Origin of the sequence: Pseudomonas sp. UBA7500 (assembly GCF_002478435.1) — a bacterium.
Taxonomy (GTDB): domain Bacteria; phylum Pseudomonadota; class Gammaproteobacteria; order Pseudomonadales; family Pseudomonadaceae; genus Aquipseudomonas; species Aquipseudomonas palmensis.
Genome location: NZ_DLNW01000015.1, coordinates 1 through 20,002 on the forward strand (window position 1 = coordinate 1; position 20,002 = coordinate 20,002).

Below are 20,002 nucleotides of genomic sequence, written 5' to 3' on the forward strand. Positions count from 1 at the left end.
ACTTGGAACCTGAGGCCGCCCTTCCTGGAGGTAGCAGCCATGCGTACCATTTAGAGGGGTCGCCACGGCGAGGTTCGTAGTCGATCCAGCGCCGTAGTACCCCCCCTGGAAACCGCTTCGGTCCTGTATTCACCCCCCCAACCATTTGGTTGTATCTATCGATTGTTAACTCGTGCTGAGATTGAACGTCTTCCTCACTTTCGTCCCCCGGAATGTCCTCCAGCGCGGCTATTACCCAGTCGGGATAAGGGGGCTCACCGTATACGCGGAGCAACCCGACAGGAAAACCTGAATTATTTGTAAATTTGAATCGAAGAAGTTTTGGATCTTCAAGCTGCGTTTGGTAGGACTCGGCGGTCGTCGCTATAAACTTTCCGCCGGGGTAGAGATTGAAGTCATAAGTAGTTTGGGGCGATGTTAATGCGGATTTTGTACCCGAGGCGGGGTCGCCGAACTTTTGGTAGTGGAAATAATTGATCTTACCTTCCATTTCGTTTTGGAGTTGTACGCTGAAGGATGTTGCACTCATGATCGATGCTCCCAGGAAAGGCACTCGGCTATGTGCTCCTGGATAGCTTGCTACGTCATTTTTCTTGTCACAACTGTCAACTTTGCCAGTTGCATCGAGCGGATCCAGCCTTGCTGCCTGAGCAATAATGCACAAGCATCCGGCTCCCGCTTCATGGGGGGTGCGCATACCGCTGTAGAACGCCTTGAATCCCCACCCCAACCCCGCTAATCTTGCGACGTCGCTGTCAATCCAGCGACCGGGCGTCGCGGCCCGCTAATGCAAAAGGCGCAACTGCGCCACCTGAACATCAGATGGCGGTTCCACTCAAAAAGGGAGCTGCACAATGGTCAAAACCGTCTCCAATCCCCCGCTTACTACTCAACCCCGCAAACGCATCTACACCGCCTTCGGCTGTTGCAACGGTAATCACCCGCCCCTGTTTTCAGTCTGCGAAGGCATCGAGCTGGAAGACGCCCTGGTTCACCTGTCGCTCCAGATCCAATGCGCCAAGGACACCACCGCCCAAGCCTGCGAACGCGCCGACGAGCAGTTCAAGACGCTGCTGATCGCCGCACAGCAATCGCTGGAAATGAGCACCGTACTGATCGACACCGTGCTGGACGGCATGGAAGCAAACGCGGCACCCGAGTAACGACGCAACACACGGGCCGCACACGCGGCCTACCGAGCTCGCTCCGCCCACCAAAACCCCACCTGCCCCCCCACATCACGCACTCTCCCCTTGCTGTCCACGGCCCACTGGCACTAGGATGCGACAAATTCTCAAATGCACCTGGCTATCATGCTGAGGTTTTCCGTGTCGTCGCCATCCACTTCCCCCACCCCTCACGCCGATGTTCGTGCGCTGTACATCAACCATCACGCCTGGTTGCTGGGCTGGTTGCGCAAGCGCATGCGCCACGGCGACCACGCGGCGGACCTGGCCCACGACATCTTCGTGCACATCCTCGGCAAGCCGGAGCAGCTGCAGCAGTTGCGTCAGCCGCGTGCCTGGTTGAGCACCGTGGCCCACGGGCTGCTGGTGGATCGCGTGCGCCGCCAGCGGGTCGAGCGGGCGTATCTGGAGGCCATCGCACACCTGCCCGAAGCCGAGGTGCCGTCGCCCGAGTCGCAGCTGATACTGCTGGAAACCCTGGCCCGTGTGGACGCCCTGCTCAACGGCCTGCCGCCCAAGGTGCGCATGGCCTTTCTGCTGTCGCGCCTGGAGGGCCTGAGCTACAAGGAGATCGCCGAGCGCCTGGCGGTAAGCCTGAGTTCGGTGGAGAAGTACATGGCCAGCGCCATTCGCCATTGCTACCTGGCCCAGCGATGAGCCGCCCGCCATTGCCCGAACTGCCCGACAACGTGCTGGACCAGGCCATCGGCTGGCTGGTGCGCATCGAGTCCGACGGCGCCAACCCGCAACTGCTGGAGGCCTGCCAACGCTGGCGTCAGGCGCACGCGCTGCATGAGGTGGCCTGGCAAGCGCTGCAGAAAAGCGATGCCACCTTCCAGGGCCTGGCCGCACTGCCCGGCTCGGTGGCGCGGGACACCCTGCAACGCCTGCAAGGCGGTCGTCACAGCCGGCGCCAGGCGCTCAAGCTGCTGGGCGTGGGGCTGCTGGCCAGCGGCGTTACCGGCTGGTCGATGCGTGACAGCACGCTGGTGCCCTGGGGCGCGGACTACGCCACCGAGGTGGGCGAGCGCCGTCAGTTTGTGCTGGACGACGGCACCCGCCTGCAACTGAACACAGCCAGTGCAGTGGACGTGCAGTTCACCGCCCAGCGCCGGTTGATCGTGCTGCGGCGCGGCGAAATCTTTATCGACACCGGCAAGGACGCCGCCACGGCGGGCGGGCGTCGCAGCTTCTGGGTCAGTACGCGGCATGCGCAGTTGCAGGCCATCGGTACGGCCTTTGCCGTGCGTGATGAAGCCAGCGGCACGCGGTTGCGGGTCGAGGATGGGGTGGTGGCGATTCAGGGCAAGGGCCAGCCGGTGATGGTTGCCGCCGGGGAGCAATACCTGATCGATGCAATCGGCAGCCAGCGGGTCGAAACCAGCACCCTCGACGCCAGCGCCTGGGCGCGCGGGCAACTGGTGGCCAAGCGCATGCAACTGCGCGAGCTGACCGCAGAACTGGCGCGCTATCGCCACGGCTGGCTGCGCTGCGACCCGGCCATTGCGCACCTGGAGGTGTCGGGCGTGTTCCAGCTCGATGACATCGACCAGGCCCTCAGCGCCCTGAGCGATTCGCTGCCGGTGCGGGTGGAACGCTTTACCCCGTTATGGACCCGTATCGTCGCCCGGTAAGGCTGATGAGAAGAAATCTCAAAAACTTTTACGGGTTTTGCCGCCCTCTTCGACAGACAGGCAATACACCTCGTCATTCGAAAGGAGCACGCCGTCCATGTCTTCTGCTTTTATCCCCACCCGGCCTTTGCAGCGCAGCGTGCTGGCACTTACCCTGCGCAGTATGTTGCTGGCCGGTGCCACCAGCGTGTCGTTGGCCAGCGTGGCCGCGCAGGCCGCCGAGGCAAGCAGCCGCCACTACGAGCTGGCGGCAGGCCCGCTGGAAGAATCGCTCAACAGCTTTGCCCAGGTGGCCGGCATCAGCCTGCCGTTCGACCCGGCGCTGGTGCAGGGCAAGCGCGCCCCGGCACTGCGTGGGGACTATGCCGTGCAGGATGGCCTCGAACGCCTGCTGGCCGGCAGCGGCCTCACGGTTACCCGCACCGCCAACGGCAATTACCTGCTGATTGCCCGTAGCCAAAGCGCAGATGCCCTGGAACTGGGCGCCACCACCATCAGCGCCCTGGGCCTGGGCTCGACCACCGAGCACAGCGGTTCGTACACCACCGGCGCCATGCAGACCGCCACCAAGCTGCCGCTGTCGCTGCGCGAAACACCGCAGTCGGTCACGGTGATTACCCGCCAGCGCATGGACGACCAGGGCATGCGCAGCCTCGACGACGTGGTGCAGGCCACGCCCGGGCTGCGCCTGTCGGCCGCGCGCCCGGCCAACAGCGAGTTCTTCGCCCGCGGCTTCCCCATCACCAACCTGATGTTCGACGGCCTGCCCACCACCTACAACGCCGACTGGGTGGCCACCGCCGACCTGGCCCCCTATGACCGCGTCGAAGTGGTGCGCGGCGCCACCGGCATGATGCAAGGGGCCGGCAACCCGTCGGCCGCCATCAACATGGTGCGCAAGCGCCCTACCCAGGCGTTCCAGGCCAGCGTGACCGGCAGCGCCGGCAGCTGGGACAACTACCGCAGCGAGCTGGATGTGTCCGGCCCGCTGAACGACAGCGCCAGCGTGCGTGGCCGCATCGTCGGCGCGTACAACGACAAGGGCAGCTATCAGGATTACGCCGGGCGCGAGCGCGGGGTGTTCTACGGCATCAGCGAGTTCGACCTCACCGACAGCACCACCCTGACCGTGGGCGCGTCCGACCAGAACGACAATAACAACATCAACTGGGGCGGCCTGCCGGTGAACCCCGATGGCAGCCACATGGGCTTTTCTCGCTCCAAGACCTTCGGCTACAGCTGGTCGCACCAGGACGTCGAGAACAAGACCGTGTTCGTCGAGCTCGACCAGCGCTTCGACAACGACTGGCGCCTTCACCTGGGCGCGTCGAAAAACTGGTCCGAATTCAAGATGATGGGCGGCGTGCTGGAGCGCAACAACGACGCCACCTACCGCCAGCGCATCTTCAACCAGAACCGCGACTTCGATCAGTCCACCTACGATGTCTATGCCACAGGCCCGTTCACACTGCTGGGGCGCGAGCATGAACTGGTGGTCGGCGCCAGCAAGCGCCAGCTCAAGACCGAAGCCACCGGCGGCACGGTGTTCGTCGATGTGCCGGACATCAACCGCTTCAACCCGGGTGGCCTTGCCAGACCGAACGTGCCGGACATCTACTCCATCGACGACAAGGTCGATCAGGAAGGCCTCTACCTCACCTCGCGCTGGAACCTGGCCGACCCGCTGAAGGTGATACTCGGTGCACGCCTGGACTGGTACGACGCCACTGCCATCTATGACCAGATCAACGACCAGTACTACACCTCGGGCAAGACCAAGGTGGTGCGCAACGTCACCCGTTATGCCGGGGTTATCTATGACCTGGACGACAACCATTCGGTGTATGCCAGCTACACCGATATCTTTCAGCCGCAGACCGAGAAGGACGGCCAAGGCAAAGGCATCGCGCCTATTACCGGTGAAAACTACGAAGTGGGTATCAAGGGTGAGTATTTTGGCGGCGCGCTGAATGCCAGTGCTTCGCTGTTCCAGATCGACCAGCTCAACCGCGCGGCCGAGGTGGCGGATGCAAGCCTGTGCAAGGTCATCCCGGTGGGTAGCTACGGGTGCTATGAAGCGGCCGGCAAGGTGCGCAGCCAGGGCATCGAGTTCGAGATCAATGGTGCGCTGACGCCCAACTGGCAAGTGGGCGCCGGCTATACGTTCGCCCAAGCCAAGTACGAGAAGGATGCCGACAAGGCCAAGGAAGGCCGGCTGTTCGACACCGACCTGCCGCGTCATATGTTCAAGGCCAGTACCACGTACCAGTTGCAGGGTGATCTGAAGCAGTGGCGTGTGGGGGCCAACCTCTATAGCCAGAGCGCGACGTTCAACAAGGGCAGCAATGTGTTCGGCAACTACCATGTCGAGCAGGAGGCGTATGCGCTGGTCGGGTTGATGGCGGGTTACCAGGTCAACAAGCATCTGGACACGCAGTTGAACATCAACAACGTGTTCGACAAGAAGTACTACCAGGGCATCGCCAGCAACTCCACGTGGAGCCCATATGACGTGTTTGGCGACCCGCGCAACTTGATGGTTACGGCGAAGTACAGCTTCTGATGATGCGCCGGGGTCAGCGTGATTGCCGGCATATGCAGATTGACTGATGCACCGTGCATTCAGGCGCTGCGACCGCTTCGCGCTCGATTCGCGGGTCAAGCCCGCTCCCACGCCCTGCGGGCAGAAGCGGATTATGCATGGCTCGATGATCTGTTTCGGGCCGCCAGGCCGTAGGAGCGGGCCTTGCCCCGCGATCTGGTGCGCAGCGCCAGCAAAACCTGCACATGCGGTCTGCCTGATACACCGCGCACTCAGGCCTTGCGACCGCTTTGCGCTCGTTCGCCGGCAACGCCGGCTCCTACGCCCTGCGGGCAGACTCCGCTTCTGGCCGCCAGGCCGTGGGAGCGGGCCTTGCCCCGCGATCTGGTGCGTAGCGCCAGCAAAACCTGCACATGCGGTCTGCCTGATACACCGCGCACTCAGGCGTTTCGACCGCTTTGCGCTCGATTCGCGGGTCAAGCCCGCTCCCACGCCCTGCGGGCAGAAGCGGATTATGCATGGCTCGATGATCTGTTTCGGGCCGCCAGGCCGTGGGAGCGGGCTTGACCCGCGATCTGGCGCGCAGCGCCAGCAAAACCTGCACATGCAGTTCGCGTGATACACCGTGCATGTAGGCCTCGGGCACACTCCGCCTCTGACCGCCAGGCCGTAGGAGCGGGCCTTGACCCGCGATCTGGTGCGCAGCACCAGCAAAACCTGTGCACGCGCCCTCAAAGCCCCCCACGCACAACGCTCACGCTTGCAGCGCAACCTTTAGTAAACTCGCCCCACCGGCAATACCGGCAAGGCTCTGCAGAACACCTGCAACCTCCCCGCCATCGCACCGCTTTCAAGCATCTACAGGCCCAGCAGAACCATGAACCGCCAAAAGAAGATCAAGCAGATACTCAAGGCCAACGCCAAGAAGGCCAGCGCCAAGCGGGCCCCCAAAAGCAAACCCAAATACATCTGCAAGGCCGACCGACTGAAGCTGGCTGCAGAAGCCGCCGAAACCCCAACCCCCGCCGCCGAAAGCTGAGCCACACCTGTCACGCAGCGCCCGCCTGCTGCGTTATCCACTCGATGAACGCCTGCACCTGCGCCCGCTTCAAGGCCTCTTTGCGCGTTACCAGGTAGTACGCAAATCGCGACGGCCACGGCCTGTCCAGCGCCACCACCAGCCTGCCGTTGTGCAGATCTTCCTGGGCATGGTTGTCCTGCACCAAGGCAATGCCCTGCCCGCTCGCCGCCGCGCGCAGCAGCAACAGGTCTTCATCGTAACTGGCACCGCGCTGGCTACGGCTGTCAGCCTCCACGCCATGCGCTTGCAGCCACAGCGGCCAATCCGCTCGCTCGGTGTCGTGCAGCAACGGGTAGTTCAGGCAATCCTGCGGGCTGTTGATCGGCGGCCCCTCAGCCAGCAACCGAGGGCTGGCCACCGGTAGCAGCACCGGCGCCATCAGTGGGATCGACTCCAGCCCCGGGTACTGGCCCAGGCCATGGCGCAGCGCAATGTCGATGCGCTCGCGCTGAAAATCCACCAGCCTTGCCGACGCCTCCACCCGCACTTCGATGTCAGGATGCCGGGCACTGAAGTCACCCAGGCGCGGCACCAGCCAGGTGGACGCGAACGACGGCACGGTGCTGATGGTAAGCGTTTGCTCGTGGGTGAACGACTCAAGTTCGAGCAGCGCGTTCTCGATCTGCCCAAAGCCCCGCGACAACCCGGGGAAAAGACGTGCGCCGGCATCGCTGAGCTGCACCCCATGCCGCCCCCGTAGCAGCAGCGTGACGCCCAGACGGTCTTCCAGCTGGCGGATCTGCTGGCTGATGGCGCCGGGGGTGACGCCCATGTGCTCGGCCGCCGCCTTGAGGCTGCCCAGCCGTGCAGCTTCGGTAAAGGCGCGCAGCGCCAGCAAGGGTAGAACGGCGCCCATGGCGTATTCCTTGGTTTAGAAAATCTAACGTCAAAGCGCAGGACTAATCGTTTTAGTCCCAGGCAATCACTCACTAGCATGGCACCCACACCACGCAACAAGCATTAGTCTGCCTGAGGTATGTGCCCTGTGTCCGATCCTGACCTGATTCTCTACACCGACAGTTCCCCAAACGGCTTCAAGATCACCATCGCCCTGGAAGAAATGGGCCTGCCCTACAGCCTGCGCCATGTGCGCATCGATGAGGGCGAGCACCAGCGGCCCGAGTTTCTTGCGCTCAACCCGCACGGTCGCATTCCGGTGCTGATCGACCGCGCCACCGGCATCACCCTGTTCGAGTCCGCCGCCATCCTGCTGTACCTGGCGGACAAGAGCGGCCAGTTGCTTGGCCACGACGCCCCCGAGCGCTGGGCATGCATCACCTGGCTGATGTTTCACAGCGCCAGCATGGGGCCGTTGCTGGGCCAGCGCGTGCACTTCGAATGCTTCGACACCGTGCCCAACCCTGCCGCCATCCAGCGCTACAGGACCCTCACCGAAGCCACCTTCGTCACCCTCGATCAGCACCTGGCAAACCAGCCGTGGCTGGGTGGCGCCACCTATTCGATTGCAGACATCGCCACCTTCGCCTGGCTGCATATCGCGCAGCTGGTGGGCTTCGACTTCAGCCAGCAGCCCTGGTTGAGCCAATGGTACGCGCAGGTAGAGCAGCGCCCTGCGGTGCAACGCGGCATTCGCCTGCCCGCCCCTGCCACCGGCCCATGACCCCCAACACCAAGGAACAGGCATGAACACCATGACCCACCCCACTGCACCCGCCGTCACCTGCGGCGCGAACGCCGAAGCCTTCGCCCACCACCCCGGCTACCGGCGCATGTTCGCCGCCGATCACCTGACACTGGGCATCTTTCTGCCACTGCGCTTCTACCAGGGCGACATGGCGGTGCTTCACGCCCAGGCGCAGCATGTGAGCGAGATCGAGCGCCTGGGCTTTGCTGCCGTATGGGTGCGCGACGTGCCCTTGTTCGACCCGGCCTTCGGCGATGCCGGCCAGGTGTTCGACCCCTTCGTGTACCTGGGCTACCTGGCCGCCCATACCCGGCACATCGCGCTGGTCACCGGCAGCGCCATCTTCACCTTGCGCCACCCCATCGACCTGGCCAAGTCTGCCGCCAGCCTCGATCGCCTGTCGGGCGGCCGGTTGGTGATGGGCATCGCGTCGGGGGACAGGGCCGTGGAGTTCCCCGCCTACGGCCTGGCCCATGACCAGCGCGGTGAGCGCTTTGCCCACAGCGTGGACTACTTTCGGCAATTGCTGGCGCAGGGCCCTGCGACCCTCCGCTCGCCGCTGGGCCAGATGAGCGGCACGCAGTTGCTGCCACAACCGGTCACCGGGCGCATTCCGCTGATTGTGACGGGGTCGTCGCGTCAATCCCTGCAGTGGCTGGGTGAGCAGGCCGATGGCTGGCTGACCTACCCGGACGCCACCCACACGGCGCAGGGCCCGCTTCGCCTGGCAGAAAAGGTTCGGGCGTGGCGCTCGCAGATCCCCAACGGCGGGTTTCGCCCGCACATGACCAACGAGTGGATCGACCTGGACGAAGACCCCGACTTCCCACGCACGCCGTTGCAAGGTGGGTATGTGCTCAAGACCGGGCGCAACGGGCTGATCGCGTTGCTTGGCGAATGGAAGGCAGCGGGCGTCAATCATGCGGCGCTGGGCATTCAGATGGCCCGGCGGCCGGTTGACGAGGTCATTCAGGAATTGGCCGAAGAAGTGTTGCCGCTGTTCCCCACCTTGCAAGGGCCAGCGCCGCTGGCCCAGGGGTGGTAGCACTTATCCGGCGCAGGGGTAGCCCGTTTCGACAGCCGAGGCCACCGCCTCGGCAAAGTCCAGTTCCGGGTTGAGCGCGGCCACCAGGTCGGCAGTCAACGGGGTGTGGTCGTAGAGTTGCTGCACCGCCGCCAATGGCACGGCCTGCTCGTAGTACCACTGGGCAAACTCCACGTAGCCACTGGCCGGTTCGATCAGCAGCGCCAGAAACTCCACCGAGCCATCGTCGAGGTGGTCCGTTGTGACGTTCGGCGCTGCCACCTTCTGCCAGGCCGCGTCGTCAGGGCTTCTCCAGTAGCAGTAGCTCAGCCAGTCCATGCTGAAGGCCGCTTCGTTGAGAAAGGCGGCAAAGGCCGGCGGCACTTGTTGCTGTACGGCCTCGACGAGACGGCTGTCGCCGGCTAACGGGGATTCATGCGCAATCCCCTTGATGGCCGCGCCGAACGGCCCGAAGTGCACAAACCATTCATCGCCCGAGCCATTGCGCATCGACGCCATTTCCTCACCGTCGAACCAGCTCGCGTTGTAGCTGAAATAGCGGTATTCCCATTCGGGGGAGACGATGGCATCGAGCATGGCCAGGGCCTTGGCGCGCTGGCGCAGCGTGGCGATGTCCGGGAGTGTTGCGGGGTCAAGCGGAATCAAGGCGGGCATGAGTGCTTCCGAAGGTCGACGAATTGGGGTGGCGATGGTGATTCAAGCCAGGCTGACAGTGCCCGCTTCTCCCGTGCGTGTGTCATATGCGACCAGGGCTTGCCGGGTGGCGTCGGCAGTGCAGACGCGCTCGCCATTCGGGTTCCAGACCGCGGACTGGCCTGCACCGATGAAGTTGTCGGCGGGGCCTACGCAGTTGGCCATGATCACGGTCATGCCATGCTTGCGGGCCATTGCCGGGTAATGGTTGCAGGCCAGGTCCACGCCCTTCTGCGACTTGGCCACGCTGGCCAGGTACACCTGGGCACCTGCCGCGGCGGCCTGGTCTGCATGGGCGGGTTGCAAGGATTCATAGCAGATCGCGGGCACCAGAACATGCCCGCCCTGGCGGAACACCTGCTGCTGGGTACCAGGCGTGAAGAATGGCAGTTCGTCGGCGTGCAGAAGCTGCTTGGAATACACCGCACGTGGCAGCCCTGGCTGGAAGGCGATCATGCTGATCTGGGTGCCCTCCCTCCCCTGGGTTGGCGCACCCACAGCGATGAGCAGGGTGTAGCGATCACTCAAGGCCTGGAACGCATCGAGGCGGCTGTCGGTGGGCGCCATCGCCAGGCCACCGGCCAGTTCGGGTTCGTAGCCGGTCAGCGAAAGTTCGGGGAAGACCACCGCATCGGCTCCCTGGCTTGCGGCGGCGTGGATAGCGTCGATGTGTTGGGCGAGGTTCTTTTCGACATCCCCCGGGGTGGCCGAGATTTGCGCAGCGATCAGCTTCATTCGAGTCTCATGTCCCTTTGTCGACGCGGGCCTATGCTGCACCAACATCGTTACCTTGGAAAGTGTGCGGTGTTTCAGGCTGATCGCGTCGCAGGTTCTGCTGGCGCTGCGCGCCAGATCGCGGGGCAAGGCCCGCTCCTACAGGCTGGGCACCTGCAACCCGACCTTCACCCGGTCCAGCGCCACAATGGTCTTGAACCAGGTGACATTGGCGTTCTCGGCAAACAACCGCCGCGCCAACGCCTGGTACTCCTGCATGCTGGCCACGGTCAGCACCAGCACGAAATCCACCTCGCCAGTGACGTAGTAGCACTGCTGCACTTCAGGCACCGCAAAGTGCGCCTTCATGGCCTCCAGCGCATCGAGGCTGGTGCGCTCGGCCATCACCTCCACGATGATGGTGATCGGCCGACCCACCGCAGTAGGGTCGACGACGGCGACATTGGCGGTGATGACGCCCCGCTCCTCCATGCGCTTGATGCGCCGTTGCACCGCCGCCGTGGACAGGTTGACCTGCTCGGCCACCAACCGTAGCGGCACGGTGTTGTCGCGCTGCACCAGGTCAAGAATGGCGCGGTCGAACTTGTCCAGCGGCTCAGCCGCTACATCGTGAATGGCCATGGAAACCCTGCGAGAAATTTTCTCGAAAACTACCAGAAATCCGCGCCCCTTTATCTGACAGCGAGAAATATTATCGAGCCCCAGCCTGCAGCCGCAGCCCTGGTCGGGACTCACACAGGATATTGCTCGCATGCTCGCACTGTTTCATCTGTCGCCCGTGCTGCTGGTCACGGCCATGCTGGTGGTGCTGCGCCGCCCACCCGTGCATGCCGCCATCGCCGGTACGCTGCTGGTAATGGTGCTGTGGCTGGTCGGTGCTGCCGATACGTGGCGCCTGGGCAGCCTGGTGGCGGCCGCCCAGGACACTGCCGTGCTGTTTGCCAGCACCGCGTTCGTGATCGTACCGGGGCTGGCCTTCGTGATCTTCATCGAGCGCCTGGGCGTGAACCTGGCATTCAGCCAGTGGGTACGCTCGCTCGGGCTCGGGCGCGGCGACCAGGTGGTGTTCATCGTGCTCGGGCTGGCCCCGTTGCTCGAAGCCATGACCGGCTTTGGCGTGTCGTTGATCGCCACCGTGCCGCTGCTGCTCAGCCTGTTCGACCGCCGGGTGGCGCTGCGTATCGCGTTGGCCGGCATGGCGATCATGCCGTGGGGCACGCTGGGCCTGGCATCGGTGATCGGCGCTTCCCTGGCCCATCTGGACGCTGCGGCGCTGGCAGCCACTTCGGCGCTGACCAGCGCACCGGTGTTTCTCGCGCTCGGGGCGATGGCGCTGTACCTGGCCGAGGTTCGCACCTTGCGCGAATGGATGGTGCTGGGCGCTGGCTGGCTGGTATTCGTGGGGGTGCTCTATAGCAGCAGCCGCGGGTTGGGGCCGGAGGTAGCCGGCGTGGCGGCGGGCCTGGTGAGCGCAGCCGCCGTACTGGCCAACGGGCTGCGGCGCCTGCGCAACCACGGCGGCACACGCGGGGCGCGACAATGGCCGCGCCAGGCGTGGCCTTACCTGGTGCTGATCACCAGCATCGTCGCGCTCAAGGCGCTGTGGGCCATCACCGGCTGGCAGAACCTGTGGGTCGTCCAGGGCGCCCAGGTCACCTGGAAGCCGCTTGCCTCGCCGGGCGTGGCACTGATCCTGGTGCTGGTGGGCCTGGGGTTTCACGCGCGAAGCGCACCGTCCCTGCCGGTGCCGGGCACCCGCATCGGCACCGCACTGCTGGCCCGGGCGAAGCGGCCCCTGCTGACGATCTTCTTTTTTCTCGCCATGTCGCAGTTGATGGTCAAGGCCGGCTTTCTGGCGGGCCTGATGCAGCTGCTGACCGGCCTGGCACCGTCCACCGCCTCGTTGCTGGTCGCCCTGCTGGGCGGGTTGTCCGGCTACATGACCGGCTCGAACGTGGGCGGCAATGCGATCTTCATGCCCGCCATCGCCATGCTGCCCGAACACGGCCGCCTGTTGCTCGCGGCGGTGCAGAACAGCGCGGCGGGGCATGCGGCGCTGGGCTCGCTGTCGATCGTGATGCTGATCCTGGGCCTGGCCAGAACCAGCGCCAGTGAAGAAGGCGAACTGGTGCGCTTCGGCTTTGCGCTGGTGTGCCTCAACACGGCACTGGTCGCGCTGGCTGCGGTGTTGCTGAGCGTCTGGCTGGGCTAGTCAGGCAACCACCATCACCACCAGCACCACCCCCAGCAGGGCCAGGTAGCACTTCACATGCAGCGCGTCGGGCATGCGCCCGATCCACGGCGCGGCCAGGCGAATGCCGCACCACGAGCCCAGCACCAGCACGGCCAGGGCACGCACATCGATATAGCCGGCAAACCAGGGCCCCAGCACTTCGGTGCGCCACGCAAGCACGGCGTAGGCGGCAGTACCGGCAATCGCCATCGGCAGCGACAGCGGGTTGGCCGACGCCGTCGCCACGGCCATGCTCGCCCCACGCCTGCGCATCAGCGGCACGCTCATCACGCTGCCGCCTACACCCAGGAATGCGGCCACGGCGCCCATGCCGACACCGATCACGGCGCTGGCTCGACGGCCCAGCGGGCGCATGCCATCGCTTGTGCTCACGGTAAACCCCGGGCGCAACACGGCATCAAGAATGGTCAGGCCAAGGTAGCCGATGAACAGCCAGCGTATCCACGCCCCTTGCACCTGCGTGGCGGCCCATGCGCCCAGCACTGCACCCAGCGCAACGTAACCCAGCAACGGCCGCACCACAGGCCACTGCAAGGTGCGCGCACGGGCATGGCGCAAGGTCGAAAGGCCTGCGCCGAAGATCATCGCCGCCGTGGAGGTGGCCACGGCGATATGCATCGCGGCCTCGCCGATGGCCGACCCCGGCGCATGGCTCACACTGATAAGGGTGAACAGCAGCGGCACCGCCACAAAGCCGCCACCAAAGCCGAACAGCACAGTCGTCACACCGGCTACCACACCGAACGCACACAGCAGAAACCAGAACATGCATCGCTTCCAACACAAGGGGGGAGCCACACGTTAACGGCCAGACATGTGGCCAGCCCTCGCGAATTGGCCAATAATCCTCGCGTTCCGGCCAAGGTGCTTCACATGCTCAATGTTCCGCTCGCCAGCGTCGACGCGGTCGCCCGCCCGGTGCTCGCCATCGGTACCGACTACCCGCCCGACACACTGCTGCCCACCCATGTGCATCGGCGCGCACAGTTTCTGTATGGCATGAGTGGCCTGATGGAGGTCCAAACCCAGGACGGCAGCTGGGTGATTCCGCCCGGTAGCGGGGTGTGGATACCCGCCGGCAAGCCGCACCAGGTGCTGATGCGCGGGGTGAGCACCCGCAGCCTGTACATAGAGCCGGCGCAGCCGGTGCGTGATACCTCGCAGTGCCAGGCCCTGGTGGTCTCGCCCCTGCTCCACCACCTGTTGCTGGCCACGGCGCACGTACCCGCACTGTATGAAACACACGGTCGCGACGGGCATCTGATTCAGTTGGTACTGCACGAGCTGCGCAGCGCGCCGAGCCTGGCGCTGTTCGCACCCTTGCCAAACGACCCGCGGCTGGCCGAACTATGTCGCTACTTCCTGCGCCAACCCCGCATCGACACCAGCGCCGAGTCCTGGGCAAGTGCCCTGCATTGCAGTGCAAGAACCTTCAGCCGCCTGTTCCGCCAACAAACCGGGCTTTCATTCGGCACCTGGCGCCAGCAGGCCTGCCTGATGGCTGCCGTCACCCGCCTGGCGGCCGGCGCCTCGGTCACACGGGTCGCGCTGGAGCTGGGCTACGACAGCCCCAGCGCCTTTTCCAGCATGTTCCACCGCCAATTGGGCGCCCCGCCCAGTGTTTACCTGGCCACGCTCGACCAGTGCGGCCCAGGGCACGCGGTGGTCTAACTCAGGTATTCAGGGCCGGCTTTGAGCCCAGGCGCCAGCCCAGGTTCATGCCGGCCGCCGCCAGCAATATGGCCAGCGCCCCGGCTGCCTGCAGCCCGCTGAGGGGGTGATCGAAGGCCAGCCAGTCGACCAGGATGGCCACCGCCGGGTACAGAAACGACAGGGCGCCGATCAGCGCCGTGGGCAGTTTCTGGATGGCGCCGTACAGCAGGGTCGACATCAGCCCGGTATGCACCGCGCCAATGGTCAGCAGGTAGGCCCAGGCCTGGGGCTGCGCGGTCATGTCCGGCACCTGCGCCCAAGGCCAGAGCATGGCCGCGCCCACCAGCAGCTGCACCAGTACGATCAGGTGCGGCGGCACGCCCTGCAGGCGCTTGGCGATGATCGCCGCAATCGCGTACAGCAAGGCCGACGCCAGCGCGAGCATCACACCCATCAGGTAGTTTTCCCCGGCCGCCCCCGTCTTGGCCGTCACAATCAGCAGCATGCCGACAAACGCCAGGCCCAACCAGCCAGCACCACTGGCCGAAATTCGCTCGCCAAACAGCAGCACGCCCAGCCCCACCAGCATGAAGGGTTGCGTGTGGTAGACCACCGTGGCCACCGCGATGGAGGCCTGGCTGTAGGCGCTGAACAGCAGCAGCCAGTTGCAGGCCAGCGCAACGCCACCCAGCAGCATCCACCCCCACTGCGCGCGGGTCGGGCGCAGCGTGCCAAACACCCCCAGCGCCCAGCACGCCAGGGCCATCACGGCGGCGCCGAACAGGCAGCGCCAGAACACGATCGACGAAGGCGACTGGCCCGACTGCACCACGAACCAGCCGACAGTGCCAGAAATGCACATGGCGGTAACCATTTCGAGGGTGCCGCGTGAACGTGCATTCATGGCGCGCGGTGTCCCGTCGAGGCAAAAACAGAAGGCTGTGTCATCGAACAAAATCCATCAAAACGAACAAGTGGGTGCCATAATGTCCGACGCCCTCTCTCCCAGTCAACTCATAACGAACAAATGACCATTATATCGAACGATGCGCCGATCATGATTTTGGCCCAGGCCATCAGGCGCGAGCGCTTGCAGTCGGGGATGTCCGTCAGCGATCTGGCGCGCCGCGCCGGCGTGGCCAAATCCACGCTGTCGCAGCTGGAGTCCGGCCTTGGCAACCCCAGCATCGAGACCCTGTGGGCGCTGGCCACGGCATTGGGCATTCAGGTCACGCGGTTCTTCGAGCAGCCGGCGCAGACGGTCACGGTGATTCGCGCAGGCGAAGGTGCGGCGCTCAAGGCCGACGACGCCGACTACGCGGCGACCCTGCTCGCCGACTGCCCGCCCGGCATACGCCGGGACCTGTACCGCGTGCATGCCCAGCCCGGGCAGCCGCACCATTCCCAGGCGCACCCGGCGGGCACTTTCGAGCATGTATTCGTGTGCCAGGGGGCCGCCAGCGCAGGCCCGGCCAGTGCACCGGTGCTGTTGCATGCCGGCGACTACCTGCGCTACCCGGCCAACCAGCCCCATGTGTTCGAAGCCTTGGAGCCCGATACCATTGCTGTCATGCTGATCGAGCACAGCTGAAGCAACTGCCTGCCCCATCCCTCAGGACCCCCACCCCCATGACCAACCACAGAATCGAGCTGTCAAACGGATGGATCGCCGAGTTTGCCAACCAGGGCGAGTTCCGCATGGATGCCGAAGGCTGGAACCTGGTGCTGCACGGGCCGCAGGGGCAATCCATCCAGTACTTCAACGACCAGATCGTGCTGGTGAACGATGACGACGGCACGCAGGCCAAGGCGTGCCTGCAGCTGTCGGAGGACGGCGTCTACGGTTACCTGAGCACCTCGGTGGGCACCGGCTGGGTGATCGACTTTGCCCGCGGCATGCTTGCCCCGCACCGGGTGGATATTCGTCACTATCACGACGGCTACGACGAGAGCATCGCATTGACCGAGCAGCCGGCCTTCCAGCGTGCACGCCAGTACATTCAGGTGAAGGGGCGATTCGTGTACCTCACCTTCCCGTTCATCCGCGAGGCGGAGTTCCCCAAGGTGTGGGAGCAGTACGTGGCGATTCGTCGGCGCCAGCTGGACGAGCTGTACTTTCGCAATTGAACCCTGCCGCGTGCCGGCGCCCTAGGCACCTGCCGCAGCCAGGTTGCCGGGGTCGCCCTCGGCCAACAGCTGCGCCATGCGTTCACGCGCCGCTGCGTTCGGCAACACCCCGGTGGTCATGCCTTCCAGCACGGTTTCGCCCTGCGCGTTGACGATGCTCAACTGCGCCCGCGCATGCCCGCGCTCGTCCTTGTCCACGATCAGCCAGTGGCAGGTGATTGCATCGCCGGCATACACCGGCCGCTTGAACTCGAAGCTCATGCTGGTCGCCAGCCAGCCGATCTGCCCGCCGATCTCGGTCACCAGGCTGGCCGTCAGCAGGCCATGGGAAATGATCGACCTGAACCTGCGCAGTTCGGCCGAGGCGGCATCGTAGTGCACGGGGTTGTAGTCCCGCGAGAGCTGCGCAAAGCAGCGGATGTCCTCATCGGTGAAGCACCGGCTCACGCTCAGTTGCGCCCCCACCTCCAGGCCCTGTACGGCCCGTGCTCTCAAGCTCTTCATGGCACTCCCCCTGTTCGATTGCCGCGTACATTCTGCCTACCTGGGTAGCTGCCCGCCCAGCAGCACCAGCGCGATGATGACCATCGCCGCCCCCGACACCCGGCTGACCCACAGCGCCGCCGCAGGCCGCGCGCCCAGCACGGCCTGCGAACCAAAGCCCACCAGCAGGTAGATCACCCCGCAGCTGAGCGCATGCACCAGCCCCAGCGCCACGATCTGCAGCGGTACCGGCCACGGCGCCGTGGCGTCGGTGAACTGTGGCAGCAATGCCAGAAACAGCAGGAACACCTTGGGGTTCAGGCCGCTCACACACAGGCCCTTCACCGCCCAGCGCTGCCACGCACCGGCTACCTGCACCTGGTCCGCCTGGGGCACAGTCGGGTGCCGCAGCATGCCGATGCCCAACCATAGCAGGTACCCGGCCCCGGCCACCGTCAGCACCGACAGCGCAAACGGATGCCCCGCCACCAGCGTGCCCACCCCGGCGGCGACGATCAGTGTCGCGATCAGATGCCCCGACAACAGCCCGGCCACGGCGGGCAATACCACCCGCCCCTTCAGCCCGGCCGATATCGCATAGGCCCAGTCCGCACCCGGCGTGATGATGAACAACATCGACACCGCCCAGAACGCCACGAAAACATTCAGGGTCATGGCGCTACCCACGCCAGGGGTTGATCCACGGTTGGCTGCATCGTCCTGCTCCACAAGCAAATTGATGCAGGGAACAATAATGAAATCTTGCTAGAATTTTCTTTCGAAGATAATCGCGACATAGGCCAATAGGGGAAGATCCTTCCAGATGGACCGCATCGACCGGAACATTCTTGCCGAACTGCAAAAAGACGGGCGCCTTTCTATCACCGAACTGGCCGAGCGGGTGGGGTTGAGCCTCTCCCCCTGTCACCGGCGGGTGCGTGCCCTGGAAGAATCGGGGGTGCTGCTGGGCTATCGGGCGAAACTGGACCCCATTGCCCTGGGCCTGACCTTTTCCGCCATGGTCTTCGTCACCCTTCGCGAGGGCGATCGCACGGCGGTCGAGGCGTTCGAGAACGCACTGGTGGCGTTGCCACAGGTGGTGGATGCGCAGCGCCTGTTCGGCGAGCCGGACTACCTGCTGCATGTGATCACCCAGGACCTGCCGGCCTTCCAGCGGCTCTATGATGAAAGCCTGTCGTCGCTGCCCAACGTGCAGCGGCTCACCTCCACCCTGGTGATGAAGCGCGTGGTGCAGGACCGGCCCTTGCCGTTGTAACCTCGCCGCCCGCCTTCAGCCTCATTCAGGAGCACCACTATCCACCGCGCACCCAACGAACCCTGGCAAGGCGACCTGTGGCTGGCCACCGACTACTGCCTGGTGGCCGGGCAGGTCGGGCAAACCCAGGCCCATGCCCACTATGCCCACCAGGTACTGATCGCCTGCGCTGCCCCGGTGCAGGCGTCGATCCAGGGCCAGGTCGAGTGCGGGCCGCTGCTGCTCATTGCCTCCGGGCAGCCGCATGCGATTCTCAGCGAGCAACCAGCGATCACGCTGTTTGCCGAGCCATTGGCTTTCGAACTGCCGGTGCTGCGCCAGCTCTGCGAAGACGCCGGCGCAGACCTGGAGGGCCTGAACCAACGCTTGCGCGCCCTGCCCCGGCGCCCTTTGCATCCGCGCCTGGCCACCGCCTTGCAACGGGTGCGTGCACTGGATGAAAACACCCTGCCCGCCGCGCAGCTGGCCAGTGAGGCGGCGCTGTCGCTCAGCCAGCTGGAGCGCCTGTTCAGCGGTCAACTGGGGCTGTCGGTGCGCCGACTGGTGTTGTGGCAACGCCTGCGCGTGGCCTTGCAGCTGGCACTGGGCGGTAGCAGCCTGACCGAGGCAGCCACCTGCGCAGGCTTTGCCGACTCGGCCCACCTGTCACGCAGCGTGCGCCAGCAGTTCGGCATCCGTGCCGACCGTACCCTGCGCCACCTGCGCCTAAGGCTGCTGGACTAGCGCACGGCTCAGGGCATCGGGCAGTACGGCAGGTGGATGCTCGGGCTGGTCGCGGCGAAAGGGTTGGCGCAACTGCGCGCCGTAGCCCACCGGGTAGTCCGGAAAGTCGCCGATACCCAGGTCGTCGTCCGCCAGGTGATAGTGCGGCAGGTGCAAGGCGGTACCCAGCAGGCGGTCCCAAACGCTGAAGAACAGCGCGAAGTTCACATCCCCCGTGGTGCCGTACTTGAGGTGATGCAGCCGGTGCACCGGCGCCCAGGCAAACACATGGCGCAGCCAGCCGATGCGCATGTCGACGTTGCTGTGCTGCAACAGCAGCTGGATGGATATGCTGAACGCCAGCAAGGCCGCCACATCCAGCGGCAACCCGCACAGCAGCAAGGGCAAGGTGCCGCCCAGCGCTTCGAGCATCTGGTGCAGCGGGTGCTTCATCAGCCCGTTGAAGCCGTACATTCGGGTCACGCTGTGATGCACGGCGTGCAGGCGCCACAGCAAAGGCAGGCGGTGGCTGGCGTAATGCACCAGGGTGATGCCCAGGTCTGCCACCGGCAACGCCAGCAACAGCTGCAGCGCCAGCGGCCAGTCGCTCGGCCACAGGCCGGTATCGGGCAGCACCAGGGCAATCAGGGGGATGGCGGCAATGCCGGCCGCGTTGAGCGCCTCGTTCACCCCCGCGTGAATCACGTCCCGGGTGCCATCGCCCTGGCTTACATTCCAACGCTCGCGATAGGGCCACAGCCGCTCGCACAGCATCGACACGCCAATCGCCAGCAACAGCAGAACCGGCAACCAGCCAAGGCTTGCGCCCTCGTCCAGCAGCCACACGGCCGAGCCGACGAATCCAAGGAAAAATACAGGGGCGTACAGGGTTCGCATCGTGAAACTCCAGGCAGGTCAGAGCCTGGAGTTTCGTGCAGCCGCAGC

General features: G+C 64.9%; 23 protein-coding genes. 13 read left to right on the plus strand and 10 right to left on the minus strand.

Going from position 1 to position 20,002, the window contains the following annotated elements:
• A partial coding sequence (locus B4I46_RS07225) for a hypothetical protein (protein ID WP_286899317.1) occupies positions 1 to 697 on the minus strand: 697 nt, incomplete at its 3' end.
• A 157-nt stretch (positions 698 to 854) separates the two neighbouring features.
• On the opposite strand from B4I46_RS07225, the gene B4I46_RS07230 reads away from it, so the two are divergent.
• The 5 genes from B4I46_RS07230 to B4I46_RS07250 all read left to right on the plus strand — a co-directional run bounded on the left by B4I46_RS07230 (position 855) and on the right by B4I46_RS07250 (position 6,402).
• On the plus strand, positions 855 to 1,163 hold the full coding sequence (locus tag B4I46_RS07230) for a DUF6124 family protein (protein ID WP_054915325.1): 309 nt from the start codon (positions 855 to 857) through the stop codon (positions 1,161 to 1,163).
• Positions 1,164 to 1,313: 150 nt separating this feature from the next.
• Positions 1,314 to 1,844, plus strand: a complete 531-nt coding sequence (locus B4I46_RS07235) for a sigma-70 family RNA polymerase sigma factor (protein ID WP_043860543.1) — start codon at positions 1,314 to 1,316, stop codon at positions 1,842 to 1,844.
• Positions 1,841 to 2,821, plus strand: a complete 981-nt coding sequence (locus tag B4I46_RS07240; RefSeq protein WP_286899318.1) for a FecR domain-containing protein — start codon at positions 1,841 to 1,843, stop codon at positions 2,819 to 2,821. Before B4I46_RS07235 ends, B4I46_RS07240 begins: the two co-directional genes overlap by 4 nt.
• 97 nt (positions 2,822 to 2,918) lie before the next feature.
• Positions 2,919 to 5,384: a TonB-dependent siderophore receptor gene (locus B4I46_RS07245; RefSeq protein ID WP_286899319.1), complete on the plus strand. Its 2,466-nt coding sequence runs from the start codon at positions 2,919 to 2,921 to the stop codon at positions 5,382 to 5,384.
• A gap of 856 nt (positions 5,385 to 6,240) precedes the next feature.
• Complete coding sequence (locus B4I46_RS07250) at positions 6,241 to 6,402, plus strand: DUF2986 domain-containing protein (RefSeq protein ID WP_253087018.1); 162 nt, start codon at positions 6,241 to 6,243, stop codon at positions 6,400 to 6,402.
• Between the two features lie 10 nt (positions 6,403 to 6,412).
• On the opposite strand, the gene gcvA is transcribed toward B4I46_RS07250, so the two are convergent.
• Positions 6,413 to 7,300, minus strand: a complete 888-nt coding sequence (gene gcvA, locus B4I46_RS07255; protein WP_100633997.1) for a transcriptional regulator GcvA — start codon at positions 7,298 to 7,300, stop codon at positions 6,413 to 6,415.
• A gap of 129 nt (positions 7,301 to 7,429) precedes the next feature.
• On the opposite strand from gcvA, the gene B4I46_RS07260 reads away from it, so the two are divergent.
• Positions 7,430 to 8,065 (plus strand): glutathione S-transferase family protein, encoded by a 636-nt coding sequence (locus B4I46_RS07260; protein ID WP_229589220.1) that lies wholly within the window; start codon positions 7,430 to 7,432, stop codon positions 8,063 to 8,065.
• A 22-nt stretch (positions 8,066 to 8,087) separates the two neighbouring features.
• Complete coding sequence (locus tag B4I46_RS07265; RefSeq protein ID WP_258658958.1) at positions 8,088 to 9,134, plus strand: LLM class oxidoreductase; 1,047 nt, start codon at positions 8,088 to 8,090, stop codon at positions 9,132 to 9,134.
• A 3-nt stretch (positions 9,135 to 9,137) separates the two neighbouring features.
• Here B4I46_RS07265 and B4I46_RS07270 read toward each other — a convergent pair whose 3' ends face one another.
• From B4I46_RS07270 to B4I46_RS07280, 3 genes are all read right to left on the minus strand, one after another.
• Entirely contained in the window at positions 9,138 to 9,788 is a 651-nt protein-coding gene (locus B4I46_RS07270; protein WP_058540711.1) for a hypothetical protein, read from the minus strand.
• Between the two features lie 42 nt (positions 9,789 to 9,830).
• Positions 9,831 to 10,562, minus strand: a complete 732-nt coding sequence (locus B4I46_RS07275) for a carbon-nitrogen hydrolase family protein (RefSeq protein WP_088515346.1) — start codon at positions 10,560 to 10,562, stop codon at positions 9,831 to 9,833.
• Positions 10,563 to 10,700: 138 nt separating this feature from the next.
• The gene (locus B4I46_RS07280) at positions 10,701 to 11,183 is read right to left on the minus strand and encodes an Lrp/AsnC family transcriptional regulator (protein ID WP_043860522.1); all 483 of its coding nucleotides are present in this window, start codon (positions 11,181 to 11,183) and stop codon (positions 10,701 to 10,703) included.
• A gap of 130 nt (positions 11,184 to 11,313) precedes the next feature.
• Between B4I46_RS07280 and B4I46_RS07285 the strand changes: the two genes are divergently transcribed.
• Positions 11,314 to 12,774 carry a transporter gene (locus B4I46_RS07285; protein ID WP_286899328.1) on the plus strand — a complete coding sequence of 487 codons (1,461 nt, stop codon included), beginning with the start codon at positions 11,314 to 11,316 and terminating at the stop codon, positions 12,772 to 12,774.
• Here the strand turns inward: B4I46_RS07285 and B4I46_RS07290 are convergent, their stop codons facing one another.
• Positions 12,775 to 13,584: a sulfite exporter TauE/SafE family protein gene (locus tag B4I46_RS07290; protein WP_058540707.1), complete on the minus strand. Its 810-nt coding sequence runs from the start codon at positions 13,582 to 13,584 to the stop codon at positions 12,775 to 12,777.
• A 105-nt stretch (positions 13,585 to 13,689) separates the two neighbouring features.
• On the opposite strand from B4I46_RS07290, the gene B4I46_RS07295 reads away from it, so the two are divergent.
• Entirely contained in the window at positions 13,690 to 14,487 is a 798-nt protein-coding gene (locus B4I46_RS07295; RefSeq protein WP_286899331.1) for an AraC family transcriptional regulator, read from the plus strand.
• Between the two features lies 1 nt (position 14,488).
• Here B4I46_RS07295 and B4I46_RS07300 read toward each other — a convergent pair whose 3' ends face one another.
• The gene (locus B4I46_RS07300) at positions 14,489 to 15,373 is read right to left on the minus strand and encodes a DMT family transporter (RefSeq protein WP_286899334.1); all 885 of its coding nucleotides are present in this window, start codon (positions 15,371 to 15,373) and stop codon (positions 14,489 to 14,491) included.
• A gap of 123 nt (positions 15,374 to 15,496) precedes the next feature.
• Between B4I46_RS07300 and B4I46_RS07305 the strand changes: the two genes are divergently transcribed.
• Together B4I46_RS07305 and B4I46_RS07310 are read left to right on the plus strand one after the other, a co-directional pair.
• Positions 15,497 to 16,060, plus strand: coding sequence for a helix-turn-helix domain-containing protein (locus B4I46_RS07305; protein ID WP_286899336.1), 564 nt, complete (start codon positions 15,497 to 15,499; stop codon positions 16,058 to 16,060).
• A 38-nt stretch (positions 16,061 to 16,098) separates the two neighbouring features.
• Positions 16,099 to 16,596 (plus strand): hypothetical protein, encoded by a 498-nt coding sequence (locus B4I46_RS07310; protein WP_043860528.1) that lies wholly within the window; start codon positions 16,099 to 16,101, stop codon positions 16,594 to 16,596.
• Positions 16,597 to 16,617: 21 nt separating this feature from the next.
• Here the strand turns inward: B4I46_RS07310 and B4I46_RS07315 are convergent, their stop codons facing one another.
• Entirely contained in the window at positions 16,618 to 17,100 is a 483-nt protein-coding gene (locus tag B4I46_RS07315; RefSeq protein WP_043860529.1) for a MaoC family dehydratase, read from the minus strand.
• Positions 17,101 to 17,136: 36 nt separating this feature from the next.
• Positions 17,137 to 17,754, minus strand: a complete 618-nt coding sequence (locus B4I46_RS07320; protein WP_258658975.1) for a LysE family translocator — start codon at positions 17,752 to 17,754, stop codon at positions 17,137 to 17,139.
• A gap of 148 nt (positions 17,755 to 17,902) precedes the next feature.
• Here B4I46_RS07320 and B4I46_RS07325 point away from each other — a divergent pair, with 148 nt between their 5' ends.
• Both B4I46_RS07325 and B4I46_RS07330 read left to right on the plus strand, forming a co-directional pair.
• Positions 17,903 to 18,355 carry an Lrp/AsnC family transcriptional regulator gene (locus B4I46_RS07325; RefSeq protein WP_043860530.1) on the plus strand — a complete coding sequence of 151 codons (453 nt, stop codon included), beginning with the start codon at positions 17,903 to 17,905 and terminating at the stop codon, positions 18,353 to 18,355.
• Between the two features lie 102 nt (positions 18,356 to 18,457).
• Positions 18,458 to 19,078, plus strand: a complete 621-nt coding sequence (locus B4I46_RS07330; RefSeq protein ID WP_229589228.1) for a helix-turn-helix transcriptional regulator — start codon at positions 18,458 to 18,460, stop codon at positions 19,076 to 19,078.
• Here the strand turns inward: B4I46_RS07330 and B4I46_RS07335 are convergent.
• Positions 19,061 to 19,954, minus strand: coding sequence for a sterol desaturase family protein (locus B4I46_RS07335; protein ID WP_286899339.1), 894 nt, complete (start codon positions 19,952 to 19,954; stop codon positions 19,061 to 19,063). The genes B4I46_RS07330 and B4I46_RS07335 overlap by 18 nt on opposite strands.
• Between the last annotated feature and the right edge of the window lie 48 nt (positions 19,955 to 20,002).